Origin of the sequence: Enterococcus sp. SMC-9 (assembly GCF_021011285.1) — a bacterium.
Lineage (GTDB): Bacteria > Bacillota > Bacilli > Lactobacillales > Enterococcaceae > Enterococcus_C > Enterococcus_C montenegrensis.
Window position 1 is genome coordinate 349,147 of sequence record NZ_JAILYE010000001.1, and the last position, 19,103, is coordinate 368,249.

The window sequence follows — 19,103 nt, forward strand, 5'->3', positions numbered from 1 at the left end:
AGCAAAATTTGCTTGTTTATTCTGCACTTAAATCTTCGCCATTTGTCGCAATCACTTGTTTATACCAGTCAAATGATTTTTTCTTAGTCCGAGCTAAAGTGCCATTGCCTTCATTATCCCGATCAACATAGATAAAGCCGTAACGTTTTTTCATTTCACCGGTTCCAGCAGAAACCAAATCGATACAACCCCAAGTGGTGTAACCTAACAAGTCAACACCGTCTAATTCCACAGCATCTTTCATAGCCGCAATATGAGCAGATAAATACTCAATTCGATAATCGTCCACAACATAACCATCTGAATCTGGAGTATCCACTGCTCCTAAGCCATTTTCTACGATGAATAATGGTTTTTGATAGCGATCATAAATATCATTTAATGTGATCCGTAAACCTAGTGGATCAATTTGCCAACCCCATTCGCTAGCTTTCAAATATGGATTTTTAACTGAAGCAAAGATATTGCCAGCTGTTTGTTCCAATAATTCTGGGTCAGTTGTTGCAACGCGTGAGGAGTAGTAAGAAAATGAAATAAAGTCGACAGTATTTTCTTTTAATAGTTCCAAATCACCATCTTCCATTTTCAGTTCAATACCTTTGCGTTCTAGATCTTTTAGCGCATACGCAGGATATTCACCGCGAGACTGAACATCAATAAAGAAGTAGTTTTCGCGATCGTCATTTCGAGATGCAAAAACATCTTCTGGTTTACATGAATAAGGGTAGTAGGCTCCAGCGGCTAACATACAGCCTACTTTATTTTCAGGGTCCACTTCATGGGCGATCTTGGTAGCAATAGCAGAAGCGATTAATTCGTGGTGCGCCGCTTGATACTTCACTTGTTCTTTGTTTTCTCCTGGTTCAAAGCAAAGACCCGCCCCCATAAACGGTGCATGTAAAATCATATTAATTTCATTAAAAGTCAACCAATATTTTACTAAACCTTTATAGCGATTAAAAATCACGCGACATAAATTTTCGTAAAAATCAACGAGCTTGCGACTACGCCAAGCACCGTATTCTTTAATCAAATGCATGGGACAATCAAAATGAGTAATTGTAACTAAAGGCTCAATCCCATATTTTTTGCACTCTTTAAAAATATCTTCGTAAAATTTCAAACCTTCTTCATTAGGTTCTTTTTCATCACCATTTGGAAAAATACGACTCCAGGCAATGGATAAGCGATATGTTTTAAAGCCCATTTCCGCAAATAACGCGATATCATCTTGCCAACGGTGATACATGTCAATTGCTTCTTTGGCCGGATAAAAATGCTCCTCATCAAAATCAAACATTTTCATTTCGCCGGTAATAACAGGAAAGCGATCTGGGCCAATTGGCACCACATCTACGTTGGCTAAACCACGCCCACCTTCGTTATAACCGCCTTCACATTGATTGGCTGCTGTTGCGCCGCCCCATAAAAAGTCTTTTCTAAATCCCATTGTAAAGCCTCCAATTTTTCTTAATTTCTCAAATTCAAGTCATTATTATGCCAAGTTCATTACACTATTTTCTTAGAAAATGTCTATTTATCGCTTTATACGTTTACTAAATCTAACGATCGAACAACTTCATCTTGCACTTCAACGCCTTCTTTTTCCAAACGTTCAATTGTTTCTTTGAAATTTGGTAAGTACTCTTTGTGGGCAATGAATAACTCATCCATCACGCGTTTCGCTGTTTTTCCTGAAGTCACTAATGGATTTAATGTGAAAGCTTGTAACGCTGTCCCGTAATCTCCTGTTACCGCAGCTTCAATAGTCAATAATTCCATTGCTTTCATTACTTGTAACCAGCCTTTTTCTGCAGTTGGCAATTCACCAAAGGCTACATTCCGAGCTCCTTGTGCCCCTACGTAAGCAGTTACTTCAACAACGCAATCTGCTGGTAAATCCGGTACAGCACCATTATTTTTAGTTGACACGACAATTTGTGTTTCTTTATTCGCATAAATCGAGGCAATTGTTTCACAAGCAGCATCAGAATAATAAGCACCACCACGTTGTTGCAATTGTTCTGGTTTATGATCTAAGTTTTCATCTTTGTAAAGTTCAAATAATTCATGTTCCGTGCGTTTCACCTGCTGTGCTCTCGTTCCGATTGTGCGATATTCCTCTAACGCATGTTCTAACATCTCTTCTTCTTGATAATAATAACGATGATACGCACATGGAATCATTTTCATTTGCTCTAATAAATCCCGTTCAAAGGGAATGTCATAAATATTTTTTGGTAAACCATTATCTTCTTCATACATTTTATCAATCAGTTCCATCGTTACATCCTGACCATTATTAGCGGCAACTTTATGCCAGTGGAAGTGATTTAAACCGGCAAATTTGTAAATTAATTCATCCGTTTGTTTGCCAATCAAACCTGGTTCAAGCATGGTTGCCATTACGGGTACATTACAAAGACCAATTACTTTATCCCATTTGCCATAGCGCACGACTGCTTCAGTTACCATGCCACTTGGATTTGCAAAATTGACTAACCAAGCATTTGGACACAGGCGTTTCATGTCTTCAACGATATCTAAAATAACCGGAACTGTCCGAAAAGCTTTGAACATACCACCAGCGCCATTTGTTTCTTGCCCTAACATACCGTAATACGCTGGAATGCGCTCATCTTTAACACGAGCATCTAATAGACCGACACGAAATTGCGTTGTAACAAAGTCTGCATCTTTTAATGCCTCTTTGCGATCTAAGGTTAAATGGATTTTCACATCATATGGTGAAGCATCCCACATTCGTTGTGCCATCGCCCCTACAATTTCTAATTTTTCTTTTCCGGCTTCGATATCCACTAACCAAATTTCAGAAATTGGTAGTTCATCATACCGTTTAATAAAGCCTTCCATTAATTCTGGTGTATAACTACTTCCGCCACCAATTGTCGCAATTTTTACGCCTTTTTTCATACCGACAGCTCCTTTGTTTACTTGATAATTTAATTATTGATGAGTTTTAGTCTAAAAACAATAGAATAACAACGAATTGCTAAAACGTTTACAAATTAAAGAAAATTCATTTTATTTTTTGTAAATAAAATTTACAAATACGATATAATAATTGTAAATAAAGTTAAAAGAGGTTATTTATGCTGATTCAAGAAAAAATTCGCCAAACAAGTTTTTCTGATGCTGAACAAAATGTTGTCGCCTTCATTTTAAAGCGGCCCCAAAGTTTGAACTTAACCATTAAAGAAGTGGCAGAAGCGACTTTTGTTCATCCTTCCACCTTAATTCGCATTGCCAAAAAACTGGATTTTAAGGGTTGGGTCGAATTTAAAAATGCGTTTTTAAAAGAGCAAGACTATTTAACCCATCACTTTCAAACAGTCGATGCTAATCTTCCTTTCACGCCAAATGACGGTTTATTGCGCATCGCCAGTAAATTGGCTCAATTAGAACAAACGACCATTAGCGATACATTATCTTTAATACAACACGACACCTTAAAAATGGCAAAAGATCTTTTACTAAAGGCGCGTATCACAAGAATTTTTGGTAACAACGCCAACACATTAATCGCTCAAGACTTTGCTGTGAAAATGAATCGCATTGGAAAAATCGTTACTACCAGTCAAATCCAAGGGGAAACGGCTTATGAGGCCTATAATTTAACAAAAAATGATACGGCAATCTTAATTTCTTATACTGGCGAAAATAGCACTATCTTACAAACTGCTAAAATTTTAGCTGCACAAGAAGTACCTTTTATTGCAATTACCAGTATTGGCGATAATTCTTTAATGGAAAGAGCAACTTGCACCTTACAAATGACAACAAGAGAACGCCTCTATTCAAAGATTGGTAATTTCACAACTAATCTATCAATCACGTATTTACTCGATGTCTTATACAGTGTTGTTTTTGCTGAAAATTACCAGCAAGAATTAGAACATCTAATTAAAATCGGGCAACAAATTGATCATCGTAAGATTAGTTCCACCATTATGTCCGAAAAAAATCAAGTTCCGGTTCAAATCCACGATTCCTTTACCCCAAACTAATGACTCAAATAAGTTTCAGGTGAAAAAGGCGAGCTGACGAAATAGTCAGCTCGTCTTATTTTCTTATGCTAAAGCTGTGATTAATTCATCACTACCACTGGCAACATTTGGTTTATCACTTTCTAAAATATCCAAATAGTCTGCTGAATTGGTTACGATGACTGGTGTTTCAACACTGTAACCTGCAGCTTGGATTGCTTTAATATCAAAGCTCATTAATTTTTGACCGCGTTTTACTTTATCCCCTTGCTTAACATGGGGTGTGAAGAATTTACCGTCTAGTTGTACAGTGTCAATTCCAATGTGAATTAATAATTCTAAACCATTATCAGAAACCAAGCCAATTGCATGTTTTGTCGGAAACAGTGTCATTACTGTACCGTCAAATGGTGCGACAACTTCACCACTTTCTGGTTGGATCAATACACCTTTACCTAAAATACCTTGAGCAAATGCTTCATCTTTTGATGTGCTTAGTGGCATGATGGCACCGTTAATTGGCGCTGTAACAATTTCTTTTCTAACTTCCATTGCGGCTTGTCCTTCTTCAACTTCGACTGTTTCATCTTTCCAGAAGAAGAAAGTTAGTGAGAAGCTGACACCGCAGGCTACTAAGACTGCAATTACTGCTGGGATAACAGTAGACGCATTACCTTCTGGGGTAATGAAGTTAAAGAAACCAAAGATTCCTAAACCACCCATTGTGTAAGAAGTGACATCATTTAACATTAAAATCAATCCGCCGATTGCTCCACCAATCATAGAGAAAATAAACGGCGTCTTTTTCGGTAATGTAATCCCGTAAATAGCTGGTTCTGTTACCCCAAAAATACCTGAGATGATTGCTGGTGGACATAGTGCTTTTAATTTTTTGTCGCGAAGTTTGAAGAACATTGCTAAGACAACTGCTGTTTGTGAGAAGCTAGCAGCAAATGAACCTGTTAACACTTGTGAGAAACCTTCTTGTGTTACTTGCATAATTGCCAATGGTACAACTGACCAGTGTAATCCAAAGATTACCAACACTTGCCAGAAGAAACCTAAAATTGCACCATATAAAGCTGGTGAGAATGTCATTAACGCTTGGAAACCAGCACTTAATAAATCAGTTAGCATGCTAATGATTGGGCCAATAACTAAAAAGCCAACTGGCAATGAAATTAATAGTACAAAAAATGGTACTAAGAATGTTTGAACAACAGAAGGAATGACACGTTTCATCAATTTTTGTACTTGTGCAGCAAAGGCGATGATGAAAATTACCGGTACAACACTACTTGTATAATTTGCCCCTACCCAAGGAATACCTAAGAAAGTAGTAAATGCTGGTAAACCAAAGATACTATAAGGAGCAGCAGCGCCTTCTTCGACCAAGGCTTGTAATGCAGATCCTTGAATCGTTGGATAAACTAACGCAGCACCAATTGTAATCCCGATCATTGGATTTAAATTGAATTTTTTTGAAGCTGTATAACCTAAGATAACTGGCATAAAGTAAAAAATCGAATCCCCAATTGCATTTAGCATCATATAAGTGCCTGATTGCGCCGTGTAGGTAAACCAGCCTAACGTTCCTAAGAAAACTAGTAATGCATTTAGCCCTTTAATCATACCGGCTGCAGCTAATGCGCCTAAGAATGGTTGGAAACAACCACTTAAGATATCAATTAAGCGGTTAAAGATATTGCCGTCACCGCTTGCTTCTTCTGTCTCACCTGAAATTCCCGCTACTTCTAAAACGTCTGCATAGACATCTGGAACATGATTTCCGATTACAACTTGATATTGACCGCCACTTTTCATTACAGTTACGACGCCGTCCATATTTTTTAGGATATCATCGTTTGCTTTGCCTTCATCTTTTAACTTGAAGCGCAACCGCGTAATACAATGTGTCAAACTATTGATATTTTCTTTTCCGCCTACATTTTCAACAATTTTTTCGGCTAAATCGTGATATTTACCCACACTAATTCCTCCAGTTATTTTTATTTTTTGGTGGCTGTGCCACCTTCATCTTGACCCAATTTTTGTACTAGTCGTGCCACGTGAATGGTCAAATATAATTTCTCATCATTTGACATGAGGTAGTTATATTTTTTTGTAACGTATTCATTAACTTTTTCTACACAGTTATAGGCGTTGTGATATTTTTTTTGAATAATCAAAAGCAACTCTTCGTCTGTTTCACCTTCATTTTGACGATGGTTCATAATTCGGGATGCAAAAAAACGTAAATGGGTAGTGAAACGATAATAATAAACAGATTCTTCATCAAATTGAACTTTAAAATAATAGCTGACAATCCGAATAATTTCTTGCATCAATTCGGTCATTTCATAAACATTATCATTATCAATTTCAGTTTGGGCATTAACGAGATGTAAGGCAATAAATCCAGCCTCATCAACGCCCAAATCAACTTTAAAACGTTTTTGAATCATCGCTACAGCATCTTTACCAATGCTATATTCTGCCGTAAAAAAGCGTTTGATATCCCAAAGTAATAAATTGGGTACTCGTATTTTCTTTTTTACCCGCTCGACAGCAGTATGCAAGTGATCTGTTAAAGAGATATATATGGAATCATTTAATGGTGCATTCAATTTTTCTTTACCACAATCAATTATTTCTGTTGCCAGTTCTAAATAACCAATTGGTACATCTTCTAATAGTTCTTGTAACTTGGCATTTAAATCTGTATTAGACAGTCGGTAAGTTTTATCCACTTGTCCTTCAACTACTTCATCACCAATCTTTTTTTGAAATGCTATCCCCTTTCCCATCACGACAAGCTCGTTATTTCGCTTGTCAGTCGTAATAATTACGTTGTTATTTAAGATTTTTTTGATTTGCATCAGTGTCGGCCTCCACGTCACGCTTTAACTAATCTAAAATTAATCTTCGACTCATTTAGATTATAATTTGATGATACTAATAAGCGTTATCTTTGTCAACGCTTACATAAACTTTTTTGTTTCTTAATTCTATTTTTATTCCTCCCTTCAAAAAATGGACAAACAAAAAACCTAATGAGCGCGCACAAAATAAAGGCATCATCTCATTAGGTTTAGCTTGTATTTAAACAATCACTATCCATTTGTTTGGTCTATTTAATTTAAAGTTATTGTAACAGACGTTAGAAAGCGCTGTCAATGGCTATTGCAAATTTTATTCATTTTAATTCAAAAAAATAGAAAATGGCAGGAATTTCTTTATCACCGGAAATCCTGCCATTTTATTTTTAATTAAACTTCACTACTTTGCAATTTATACATTGCAGCATATAATCCATCTTCTGCCAACAAGGTAGCATGATTTCCAGTTTCAACAATTTCACCTTTGTCTAATACTAAAATTAAATCAGCATCTTTAATCGTAGAGAGGCGGTGCGCAATGGCAATGGTCGTTCTACCTTTACGCATTTTGGCCAAACTAGCTTGAATCAAACTTTCTGTCTCAGTATCAATGTTTGCAGTTGCCTCGTCCAATACTAAGATTTTAGGATTTGTAACCATCGTCCGGGCAAAAGATAAAAGTTGGCGCTGGCCACTCGAATAACTCGCTCCTCTTTCAATTACTTTAGCGTGATAGTTTCCCGGCAGTTGATTAATGAATTTATCTGCTTGGACAAATTCTGCCGCTGCTTTAATTTCAGCGTCACTGATATTTGTATTTAACAAACGAATATTTGTGGCAATATCACCATAAAACATGAAGGCGTCTTGTAAAACTAGACCCATTTTTTCTCGTAGTTCACTCATAGGGTAGTCTTTAATATTTTTATCATCGATCAAAACTTCCCCCGCGTGAAATTCATAAAAACGCATGAGAACATTAATGATCGAACTTTTCCCACTACCAGTATGCCCTACGAGTGCAATTGTTTGACCGGGATTAGCAACAAAGGAAATATCTTTTAACACATCATGCTTACCATCATAAGAAAAGCTAACATGACGAAATTCAATTTTCCCAGCGCCAATTTTAGCATTGGCCTTAGGGTTTTGAGCTGGCGTTGCTTCTGTTGTGTCCATGATCTTCAAAATACGGCTAGCCGCTACAATTCCGTCGGTGAAAACACTCAAAAAGTCCATCATTTGCGTCATAGGGTTAAAAAATCCCTGCACATACGTGGTAAAAGCGTATATCATCCCCACCTCCACTGGAGAATCAAGCGCATCAAAGCCAAATAAAGATAAAGATAACGCAATTGCTAAAGCATATAACAAATTAATAATTGGTGCTAAAAGCAGTGAATTTGTTTTAATCATGGCAAAGCGTGTTTTTAAATAGTCATCATTGATTGTTTCAAATTCATTTTTCAATCGCGCTTCTTGACGAAATTGTTGGATAATTTGCATTCCTGAAATAGATTCATTTAGCTTGGTATTTAATTGACTTAATTTTTCCCGCATTTGTCGATAAATTTTTGAACTGAATTTTTGATAATACCAAATGACGATTACTAAAATTGGTAAAAAGATTAAATTAATCAAAGCAATTTTTCGATTGATTGAAAACATCGCCACAAAAGATGAAATTATCGCAAAAATACCGGTAAGCACCATCAAAAAAACATACCAAAATTCAAACAATGTCTCCGTGTCATTGGTCACCCGAGAAACGATAGAACCAGCTGGTGTTTGATCAAAATAGCGCATTCCTAGCGTATGCAATTTTTCAAAAAGTTTTACACGGATATACTGAAATGTTTTCAGTGATGCCATGGAGTATAAAAACCATTGGAAAAACCAAATTATCGCTTTTAACAGGACACCAAAAAAATACAGAGCAGCAAAAAAATAAATAATTTTTTGTGTAGCAGTTTTAGTGGTTAAGTAATCATCCATATAGGTTTGAATAATACGTGGTAGTAAAATATTGACAACTGCTAAGGCCAAGGCAAAAACGATCGCTACAATAAATGTTTTAGCAAAAGGCTTCGCAAATTTAAACATTCGTTTTACAATTTGTTTTTGCTCTTTAAATGAAAGTGATTTGGACCATGCAGATTCTTCCATTAAATATCCCCCCTAGTAATCTTGGCTTCAAGTTGCTGTTTGGCCCACATCTTAGCATACCAACCACCTAAAGCTAGTAATTCTTGATGCGTTCCCCGTTCTATTATTTGCCCTTCTTCAATTACAATGATTTCTTTAGCATGCATAACACTACTCAAACGATGGGCAGCAATAATGGTCGTTTTATTTTGCCGTGCGGCTTTTAAGTTGCTTAAAATCGCTTCTTCTGTTTTCGCATCAACCGCAGAAAGTGCATCATCTAAAATTAAAATTTCTGGTTTGGCAATTAACGCACGCGCGATGGATAATCGTTGTTTTTGCCCGCCGGACAACGAAACACCTCGTTCTCCTACTAAGGTATCATAACCTGCTGGCATTTCCTCAATATCCGTGGCAATGTCGGCCAATTGCGCTGCCTGCTCAACTTCACTTTGTGGCAGGGTTGGGTCGATAAAACGGATATTGTCGCGAATCGTAGTCGAAAACAAAAAATGATCTTGTGGAACGTAGCCTAACGAGCCCAGTAAAGCATCTAAGGTGTAGTCTTTAATATTACGGCTATCAAATGTAATTTGGCCTGCGTAATCATCAAATTCCCGCAGTAATAATTTCATAATCGTGGTCTTGCCACTACCGGTTTTCCCTACAATGCCTAATGTTTCACCTTCATTTACGACAAACTGCAAATTCTTTAGTGTTTCTTCTTTGCTATCGGGATAATAAAAACTGCGAATTGAAAATTCCAAAGTTCCTTTTGGCGCCTCATGAATTGCATTTTCTTTTTCAATAATATGTGTCTTGTTGCTTAATAACTCCGCTACCCGATCGTAACTGGCGTTGCCTCTTTCTAAAACATTAAAGAGTCGACCAATCGCAAACATCGGCCAAACTAACATCCCGATATAGCTTATAAATGATACCAATTGTCCAATTGTAATCGTATCATTCAAAATAAAATTCCCACCTATGATAATTGTTACAACGTAAGAAAGCCCAATAATTAATGTGATAAAAGGATCAAATAAGGCGTCTAAAAAATTGACTCGTTTATTTTTGACGATTGCATCATCAATCTTCCTTGAAAAATCAACAATATCTTCTTGCTCTTGACCAAAAGTTTTTAAAACCTTCATCCCAGTAATGCTTTCTTGTGCCTTATCGTTAATATTTGAAAAAGCCTCCTGTGCATCCCGAAAAGCATCATGGAGTTTTGTGCCTAGTACACGTGAGGTCACTGCTAACAAGGGTAATGGTAATAATGCAATCAGCGTTAGCCGCCAATCGATAAATAAAATCATGGCAATAATAGTTATTCCACCGGTGATAAATGAGTCAGCAAAGGTTAATATTCCTGCGCCAGCAACATTTTGAATGGCGTTTAAATCATTGGTTGCATGGGCCATTAGATCTCCTGTACGGTGTTTCTGATAAAAGATTTGATCCATCTTCGTAAAATGATCAAAAAGCTGGCGTCTAAGATCTTTTTCCAAGCGAGCAGCACTGCCCCAGATATTAGTGCGCCAAATATAGCGAAAAATATATTGTGCGACAGCAGCTAAAACTAATACTACAACCCAACCTAAAATAATCTTTAAGTGAATATTATCTTCAGCAATTTCATCAATAATAATTCCAATTACTTTTGGGGGTATTAATTGAAAAATGGCCACTAAAATTAAAGATGTTACACCGATAATGTAGTGCCTTTTTTCCTGTTTAAAAAACCAACCTAACTTTTTAAAAATTGACATAAGTACCTCCTTTTAAATTCCTGCTATCTTTAACTATTACAAGAATAATTTGAAAATTCTGTTTAAATTTTTTTGTACCTTTGAATAAAGGGCACAAAAAAGACGGACTGAAAAATTCAGCCCGTCACGACAGAAAACCAAAAGATTATTTTTTCCCTTGGTTTTTCATTTGCTGCATCATTTGACGAATTTTTTTCTCTGATGGTTTTTGGCCCATCGACATCATCATTGAACGTAACATTTCCTCGTTAACGGGAGGATTTTTTTCCAAATAGTCTTTCATATATTTACGGGCTAAGAAAAAGCCACCGACTGCACCTAGTAAAGCCGCAATAATTGCAATAAGTACTACGATTGATGTTGACATGAAAATCTCTCCTTTCTTCTATAGTCTCACTGTGTCATTTTACTAGAAAAGCAAGCAAATGAAAAGAGCTTTTCGCAAGGCAAAACAAAGTAAGCGTTTTCAAATTATAAAAAACATGCTATGCTAAATTTATAAATTTTTTTGAGGTGAGTGCAATGGAAGAAAAAACTTTAATTATTATTAAACCAGATGGCGTCAAACGTCATTTAGTCGGTCGTATTATCAGTCGCTTTGAAGAACGCATGCTGACAATTGAAGCAATGCGCTACGGTCTGTTAACTAAAGAAACCGCCAAAGCCCACTATGCTCATCTTGCTGATAAGCCTTTTTTTCAAGATATTATTGACTACATGACATCAGGTCCTGTTGTTTTTATCGTTTTAAAAGGTGAAAATGCAATTGAAATGGTGCGTAAAATGATTGGATCGACTAATGCCTTAGAAGCTGCACCTGGCACAATTCGTGGCGATTTTGCCACCAATAAGTCGCAAAATGTTATTCACGCTTCTGACTGCGCTGCTGCAGCAGACGTGGAAATAAAACGCTTCTTTAGCAAAGCGCAGTTGGCGACAGCCAAACATTCGTCTTAAAAAAGACTTCACAAACTAGCTTTTAGTCACTAAGAACTAGTTTGTGAAGTTTTGAAAATTTTATACTTTCCTTATAATCTACAAAAAAGTCAAATACCGCCCCACGATTAGTTGTGGCGGTATTTGACTTTTTTATTTTAGAAATTTAAATTTATTGCGCCATAATTTTTTCTAATAAATCTGGATCAAAAACGCCGCTACGCAACATGGCAATTTCAAATTTATAAGGAGGCTTTTTATTTTTTTTATCTTCTCCAACATATGGCGTTTCAAGGATTTTAGGCAATGTTGCTAATTTTTCGTGATTGGCAATATAATGTAGTGCATTAAACCCAATTGTTCCAAAACCTAAATTGGCATGCCGGTCTTTTTTTGCACCGCGTATATTTTTAGAGTCGTTTAAATGAACGACTTTTAAACGTTCTAACCCGATCACGCGGTCAAATTCCGCTAACACGCCATCGAAATCGTCTTTCACATTATAACCAGCATCGTTAGTGTGACACGTGTCAAAGGTAACGGACAGTTTATCATTTAGCGTGACGCCGTCAATGATTGCTGCTAATTCTTCAAAACTACGGCCGATTTCTGTGCCTTTTCCTGCCATCGTTTCTAACGCAATTTGAGGAATTTGGTCTTTTGTTAAAACTTCATTTAATCCTTTAACAATTTGTTCAATCCCCGCTTGTGGCCCTGCGCCAACGTGGGCACCAGGATGTAAGGTAATTTGTTTGGCACCAAGTTCTTGAGCGCGCATAATTTCTGAACGTAAAAATTCAATGGCAAATCCAAAATTCTGAGGCTTAATTGTATTCCCTAAGTTGACGATATAAGGTGCATGAACGACAAATTCGTGCATCTCGTTTTCTACCATCATTTTTTTACCCGCGGCAATACTAGCTTGGTCCATCTCACTACGACGTGTATTTTGGGGAGCGCCAGTATAAAGCATAAACGTATTCGCTTCATAACTTAATGCTTCTTCAACCGAAGAAGCTAAGGCCTGACTAGCTTTAAAGGAAACATGAGAACCGATTAACATATCTTCACTTCTTTCATAACTATTTTTTATTATTGTAAGCAAGCTTTTAGCAAAAAGAAATCTTTACGCTCAATTTTAGCGATAAATAAAAATCAAAGCCGTCATAAGTGGTAAACTAATTAAAAAACTAAGCGAAGAACAAAAGCCCACACTTTCTTCATCACTTCCAGATAATACGGCATTCATGACATTAAAAATTGGAATGGGCGTAACTGCTAAAATGCTCAATACTAACTTCATTAATTGATTTATTGGTGTAAAATAGACAATTACAACTAAAATAAGACCGATTGTATATCTTAAAAGAAGTGTTTTTAAAACTAATAACCAAGCATAGTGAGGCAGCTTAAACTCCAAATACAGCCCAATCATGAACATTGATAAAAAAGTATTGGCGCTAGCGATAGGTGCTACCACTGTTATCAGCATTTCAGGGATTGCAATACTGGCTGTCCGTAACAAAAGCAGCACAAGGTAACACATAAAAGGGACACTGCGCCCTAGTTTTTGCAGGAATGCTTTTAAATTAAAGACATAATTTTCCCCAGTCAACGCCTCAACTACTAAACCTGTTCCCCCTGCTAACATTATCGAGTTGCCAATATCAAAAAGTGAAATCAAGGGAATGGCTTGCGGGATAAAGCTTTGCGCAAAAGGTAAAGTGAAATTACCAATGTTAAAACCAGATCCCATGTAAAGGGTAAAGGAAAGTTCTCTTTGGCTTTGTCGTCCTTTAAAAAGGCGTAAAAAAAGCAATTGAACTAATGTAAAGAAAACTGCAATTGCGATTAATGCTGTGATGTTAAAAGAAACATTCAGTTGCGCTAAGTTCACCACAATCGCCGCCGGGAGCGTTAAATTTAAAATGATCTGTGAAAGACGATTGCCATCGGCTTTACTAAAAATCCCGAAGCGTTTAAACAGATACCCTAAAAAAATAATAAATAATAAACTAAACGCACTGATTAAAATCTCTTTCATTTCTATTTCTCCTTAAAAATTCAATTCTTTATTTGGATTTTGCACTGTTTTCCCTATTAATTATTTTAACATTTTTCTTTTTCAACTCTTTTAACAAGTCCAAAACTGCTGCAAAAAAGTATTTTACCCCCATTTCAATCCTTAAAAGTTTGGTTTTTTCTTAGTATTTCCCCACCATAATAGTAGAAATCTATCTATTTAAGAACTTTTTTGCTATAATGACACGGTAAATTTAAAACTGAGGTGAAAGTCATTGCCTAAAAAGCAAAAACATCATGATGAGCCTTTTTCTGATCGAAAAAAGGGTTGGTTTTACTTTAATATTTCATTACGGGTCTTACATTCCTTAATTTTAGTTGGAATTTCGTGTCTGATTATTGGTGGTGCATTAGCGCTAGGGATTGGTGCCGGTTATTTCGCTTACTTAGTCGAAGACACACCTGCTCCTAATAAAACCACAATGCAAAAAGAACTGGGAGATGTTTCGCAAACTTCCAAATTAACATACGCCGATAACAGTTCGATCGCTACTATCCGTTCTGATTTATTTCGAACATCAGTAAAGTCAGATCAAGTTTCTGACCTACTAAAAAAAGCTATTATTGCCACCGAAGATGAATATTTTTATGAACATAATGGCGTTGTACCAAAAGCTGTTGTCCGTGCGCTGTTATCAGAAGCAACTGGTTTTGGCGGTGGGGGTGGTTCTACTTTAACCCAACAATTAGTCAAGCAGCAGGTTTTAACTAGCGAAACCACCTTCAAGCGCAAAGCCAATGAAATTCTTTTGGCCATGGAAGTTGAGAAGTTCTTTAGTAAAGACGAAATTGTGACAATGTATTTGAATGTCTCTCCTTTTGGGCGAAATAATAAGGGGCAAAATATCGCGGGTGTTCAAGAAGCAGCAAAAGGTATTTTTGGCAAAGATGCCAAAGACGTCAACTTACCGCAAGCAGCTTTTATTGCGGGTCTACCGCAAAGTCCTATCGTTTACAGTCCCTTTGATAATACTGGCAAATTAAAAGAAAACGTCACTGCCGGCCTAGAACGAAAAGATTTTGTTCTATTTAGTATGTATCGCAACCACGACATTAGTAAAAAAGAATACGAAGCAGCGAAAAAGTATGATTTGAAAAAAGATTTCTTAAAACAACAAACGCAAAATAATGACGACCACGGTTTCTTATATTATACCGTTATGAACGAAGCTAAAAGTATCGTCGCACAAAAGTTAGCCAAAGATGACGGCGTTTCAACACAAGATTACGAAAAGAAAAAAACAAAAGAAGCTTATCTTGAAAAAGCACAAAATGAGTTAGTTAATGGTGGTTACACGGTTAAATCAACTATTGATAAAAAGATTTATGACGCCATGCAAAAAGGTGTCGCAGAATACGGCTACATGTTAGATAATTACAGTGGTGATAAAATCGAAGTCGGAAATGTCATGATGGATAATGCCACCGGCAAAATCTTAGGTTTTATCGGAAGTCGCGATTTCAGCGATAACCAAAACAATCACGCCTTTGATACTTCACGGGCTGCCGGTTCAACGATTAAACCGATTTTAGTATATGGCCCAGCCATTGACCAAGGTCTAATTGGCAGCCAAAGTCGCATCTCAGATTATCCAGCGAAATGGAAAGCTGGCGAAGATGCCGGTAAAGAAATCGTCAATGCAACCAATAAAGGATCCAAAACTTTCCAAACCGTTGAAGATGCATTAGCTGAATCAACCAACATTACAGCCTACCATGTGTATCAAGAATTACAAGAAAAAAAATCTGCGGATTTCGTCTATGACAATTATTTGGCTAAAATGAATTTCCCAGCCAACAATTCTTGGAATGTTGAATCTGCTCCGCTTGGACCAATGGATGTGACAACGGTTCAACAAACAAATGGTTTCCAAGCTTTAGCTAACGGCGGCGTCTACCAACAAGGTTACTTGATTGAATCGATTACTGACAGCCAAGGTAAAGCTATTTATCAACATGAAAACAAACCCGTTCGCGTCTTTTCTAAGGCAACAGCTTCCATCATGAACAATTTGATGCGTAATGTCTTAAGCCAAGGAATCACTACCCCGTTTAAATCGACGATTAGTAATTTGAACTGGTACCTAGGTCAAGCAGACTGGGTTGGTAAGACTGGGTCTTCTGATTATTACCGTGATTCATGGTTAATTGTCTCGACACCAAAAGTTACGATTGGTAGCTGGTCTGGGATGGATAGTCAAAAAGAAAAAAATGATGATGGCGCCGGCAGTAGAACCGGAAATTACATGGCATATTTGATTAATCGAATTTATATGGCTAATCCTGATATTTTTGGCACAGATCAAAAATTCAAATTAGATGGTTCGGTAAAACAAGAAACAGTTGCCAAAGCTACCGGTGAATTACCAGGAAGCATCAGCTACAACGGAGCTACAATGCAAGTTCCAAACGATACCACAACTTCTCTGTGGGCAAAAAATGGACCAGGTGAAAGTAATTACCGCTTTGGTATTGGTGGCACAGATGCTAATTACGCTGATTATTGGAATAAAATTTATGCAAAACCAAAGACCAATAATAATCAACAAAAAAACAACACGACAACTAACGGAAACAGTACCAATAATAATTCAAATAGCAACAGCAATACAAATAATAACAATAATTCAACAAGCAACAATGGTAGTACTACAAATAACAATGCAAATAGCAACGGGACTACCAACAATAATACAGGACAATAATAAAAGCAGGCGAAAATTCGCCTGCTTTTTTATCTTCTATTATTAATACCGATCAGCAAAACACATGCTAAAAAACAAATAAGCCAAATGCTTTACGAAATTTTTTCTTTTTCTTTATCCCAATTATTAAAATAAGCGTCCATAAAATAGCACGGACGCTTATTTAGCTTATTCGATTATTTTGTTGAGCCTTTTTCATCAATACCATAAGGTAAGATAATTGTCTTTTCTTCGACATCTTCTTTATTCATCATTTTGGTCAACAAACGCATTGAAACTGCCCCGATATCATACAACGGTTGGGTAATACTAGATAGACGTGGACGGGCAACGTCTGTTAGTAATGAATTATTACTTGTCAGAATTTCAAAATCCTCTGGTACATTAACACCTTCATCAACTAAACCATCTAAAATACCAATTGCCAGTTCATCATCTGTAACAAAAGCTGCTGTAGCACCACTGTTTTTAAGACGTGAAACTAAAGAAATACCATCTTTAAAGTTGTATTTTGCTTCAAAAATTAACCCTTCATTGTAGGTTAAATTATTTTCTTTTAGTGCTTCTTTATAACCTTGTAAACGGTTTTGACCATTAATTGGATCAATCAATGCACCACTGACAAAAGCAATTTTTTCATTGCCGTTTTTTGCTAATAAATTAACAGCGTCTTTTGTTGCATTTGTATAATCAATGTTTACACTACCTACTTGTTCATCTGGGTCAATTGAGCCTGCTAACACAACGGGTGTCTTAGAACGGGAAAATTCACCACGAATTTCATCGGTAATACGGTGTCCCATAAAAATAACGCCATCTACTTGTTTAGCTAATAAATTGTTTAAAACGTTCACTTCTTTTTGTGTATCACCATCTGAGTTAGCTAAAATAATATTGTATTTGTACATTGTCGCTACATCATCAATCCCGCGAGCTAATGAAGCAAAATACATGTTGCTAACATCAGGAATGATAACCCCTACCGTTGTCGTTTTTTTACTTGCTAAGCCACGGGCAACTGCGTTAGGCCGATAGTCTAGGCGATCGATAACCTCTAAGACTTTTTTGCGAGTAGCAGGCTTCACATTGGGATTGCCATTGACAACACGCGAAACAGTAGCCATTGAAACATTGGCTTCACGGGCAACGTCATAAATTGTAATTGTTTGTTTGTCCATTTCATATCTCCTTATTTGATAGCGTGATTTGTATTTTCTGAAAATACCATTTACATTTCTTTGTTAGAATAGCATGGAAAGAATCAGAATGCAACCGTTTTACTTTCCTTTCCTGAAAATTTTTATCATTTTTCAAAAATTCTTTTTTGAAAGAAGTATGCTAAAATGAAAGTGACTATTTTGAAAGAAGGTTTCCTTATGAATTTAGCAAAAATTGAAGAGTTAAAGACTTGGTTAAAATCTCACGATATTCCTTTGGCCTATATTTCCAATCCAGATCACATTGCCTATTATTCCGGTTATAAAAGTGATCCCCATGAACGTGTTTTGGCGCTGTTTATTTCGGCTACTGCCGATCCATTTTTATTTACCCCAGCTTTAGAGGTTGAAACAGCCAAAAACAGCAGCTGGCAATTTGATGTTTTAGGTTATGCGGATAATGAAAACCCTTGGCAATTAATTGTAGCCGCTATTAAAGCACGTTTTGATGAACCCAAAAAAATGGCTATTGAAAAGAATCATTTAACCGTTGATCGGCTTGAGATACTCCGATCTCTTTTACTCCACACTGATTTTAATTTTGATTTAACCTCTGTCATTCAACAAAGTCAATTACGTAAGACAGCTAGTGAAATTAAACTGTTAGAAGAAGCTGGTGACTGGGCAGATGAAGCATTTAAAATCGGTTTTGCCGCTATCAAAGCAGGTGCATCTGAAGCAGAAATCACCGCAGAAATTGAATATCAATTAAAACGACGTGGCGTTAGCCAAATGAGCTTTGACACCATCGTTTTGGCTGGTGATAACGCTGCAAATCCCCATGGTACCCCTGGAGCACGTAAAATTGTTCCAAATGAGTTAGTTCTTTTTGATTTAGGTGTTATCTGGAAAGGCTATTGCAGTGATGCAACACGCACTGTTGCATTTCAAAAACCCACAGCGTTACAAGAAAAAATTTACCAAATTGTCTTAGAAGCACAATTAGCCGCACAAGATTTTGTTCGCCCCGGTGTGACTGCGGCTCAAATTGATCAAGTTGCCCGCGATGTAATTGAAAAAGCCGGTTATGGGAAATATTTCAACCACCGTCTGGGACATGGCATCGGCACTACTGTCCATGAATTCCCATCCCTTGTTGAAGGTAACGATTTAGTGATTGAAGAAGGAATGTGCTTTTCAATTGAACCTGGTATTTATTTACCAGGTGAAGTTGGTGTACGTATTGAAGATTGCATCCACGTGACCCAAAAAGGATGTGCAGCCTTTACCAAAACACCAAAAGAATTGCAAATCATCACAAAATAATTTTTTAATTGCCCTTTTATCGAACTATCGAAGCTAAAACTGGCATCTTTTATTGCAAATAAGAAACTGGATAATTTCAAAAATAGCTACTGCT

General features: G+C 36.7%; 14 protein-coding genes. 4 read left to right on the plus strand and 10 right to left on the minus strand.

All coding sequences use genetic code 11. The features are described 5' to 3' along the window. Window positions 1-16: 16 nt before the first annotated feature. Window positions 17-1,450 carry a 6-phospho-beta-glucosidase gene (locus K4422_RS01820; RefSeq protein ID WP_230708843.1) on the minus strand — a complete coding sequence of 478 codons (1,434 nt, stop codon included), beginning with the start codon at window positions 1,448-1,450 and terminating at the stop codon, window positions 17-19. A gap of 95 nt (window positions 1,451-1,545) precedes the next feature. Continuing rightward, window positions 1,546-2,934, minus strand: coding sequence for a 6-phospho-beta-glucosidase (locus K4422_RS01825; protein ID WP_206903126.1), 1,389 nt, complete (start codon window positions 2,932-2,934; stop codon window positions 1,546-1,548). Between the two features lie 179 nt (window positions 2,935-3,113). On the opposite strand from K4422_RS01825, the gene K4422_RS01830 reads away from it, so the two are divergent. Continuing rightward, window positions 3,114-4,028: a MurR/RpiR family transcriptional regulator gene (locus K4422_RS01830; protein WP_230708845.1), complete on the plus strand. Its 915-nt coding sequence runs from the start codon at window positions 3,114-3,116 to the stop codon at window positions 4,026-4,028. A 63-nt stretch (window positions 4,029-4,091) separates the two neighbouring features. Here K4422_RS01830 and K4422_RS01835 read toward each other — a convergent pair whose 3' ends face one another. The 5 genes from K4422_RS01835 to K4422_RS01855 form a co-directional block, all read right to left on the minus strand. Beyond that, a complete protein-coding gene (locus K4422_RS01835; protein WP_206903128.1) occupies window positions 4,092-5,996 on the minus strand; it encodes a beta-glucoside-specific PTS transporter subunit IIABC in 1,905 nt (634 codons plus the stop codon). A 20-nt stretch (window positions 5,997-6,016) separates the two neighbouring features. Beyond that, a complete protein-coding gene (licT, locus tag K4422_RS01840) occupies window positions 6,017-6,886 on the minus strand; it encodes a BglG family transcription antiterminator LicT (RefSeq protein WP_206903129.1) in 870 nt (289 codons plus the stop codon). 390 nt (window positions 6,887-7,276) lie between these two features. Next, window positions 7,277-9,052, minus strand: coding sequence for an ABC transporter ATP-binding protein (locus K4422_RS01845; RefSeq protein WP_230708846.1), 1,776 nt, complete (start codon window positions 9,050-9,052; stop codon window positions 7,277-7,279). Then, on the minus strand, window positions 9,052-10,803 hold the full coding sequence (locus K4422_RS01850; RefSeq protein WP_230708847.1) for an ABC transporter ATP-binding protein: 1,752 nt from the start codon (window positions 10,801-10,803) through the stop codon (window positions 9,052-9,054). The genes K4422_RS01845 and K4422_RS01850 overlap by 1 nt, the downstream gene beginning before the upstream one ends. Before the next feature lie 145 nt (window positions 10,804-10,948). After that, window positions 10,949-11,170 (minus strand): YneF family protein, encoded by a 222-nt coding sequence (locus K4422_RS01855; protein WP_071863680.1) that lies wholly within the window; start codon window positions 11,168-11,170, stop codon window positions 10,949-10,951. A 155-nt stretch (window positions 11,171-11,325) separates the two neighbouring features. Between K4422_RS01855 and ndk the strand changes: the two genes are divergently transcribed. After that, complete coding sequence (ndk, locus tag K4422_RS01860; RefSeq protein ID WP_206903132.1) at window positions 11,326-11,760, plus strand: nucleoside-diphosphate kinase; 435 nt, start codon at window positions 11,326-11,328, stop codon at window positions 11,758-11,760. Between the two features lie 151 nt (window positions 11,761-11,911). Here ndk and K4422_RS01865 read toward each other — a convergent pair whose 3' ends face one another. Both K4422_RS01865 and K4422_RS01870 read right to left on the minus strand, forming a co-directional pair. Then, complete coding sequence (locus K4422_RS01865; RefSeq protein ID WP_230709005.1) at window positions 11,912-12,802, minus strand: deoxyribonuclease IV; 891 nt, start codon at window positions 12,800-12,802, stop codon at window positions 11,912-11,914. Between the two features lie 75 nt (window positions 12,803-12,877). Next, the gene (locus tag K4422_RS01870; protein ID WP_230708848.1) at window positions 12,878-13,783 is read right to left on the minus strand and encodes an AEC family transporter; all 906 of its coding nucleotides are present in this window, start codon (window positions 13,781-13,783) and stop codon (window positions 12,878-12,880) included. A gap of 253 nt (window positions 13,784-14,036) precedes the next feature. Here K4422_RS01870 and K4422_RS01875 point away from each other — a divergent pair, with 253 nt between their 5' ends. Next, entirely contained in the window at window positions 14,037-16,526 is a 2,490-nt protein-coding gene (locus K4422_RS01875) for a transglycosylase domain-containing protein (protein ID WP_206903134.1), read from the plus strand. 176 nt (window positions 16,527-16,702) lie between these two features. Here the strand turns inward: K4422_RS01875 and ccpA are convergent, their stop codons facing one another. Continuing rightward, window positions 16,703-17,704 carry a catabolite control protein A gene (gene ccpA, locus K4422_RS01880; protein ID WP_206903135.1) on the minus strand — a complete coding sequence of 334 codons (1,002 nt, stop codon included), beginning with the start codon at window positions 17,702-17,704 and terminating at the stop codon, window positions 16,703-16,705. Window positions 17,705-17,902: 198 nt separating this feature from the next. On the opposite strand from ccpA, the gene K4422_RS01885 reads away from it, so the two are divergent. Further along, the gene (locus K4422_RS01885) at window positions 17,903-19,009 is read left to right on the plus strand and encodes an aminopeptidase P family protein (protein ID WP_230708849.1); all 1,107 of its coding nucleotides are present in this window, start codon (window positions 17,903-17,905) and stop codon (window positions 19,007-19,009) included. Window positions 19,010-19,103: the final 94 nt, after the last annotated feature.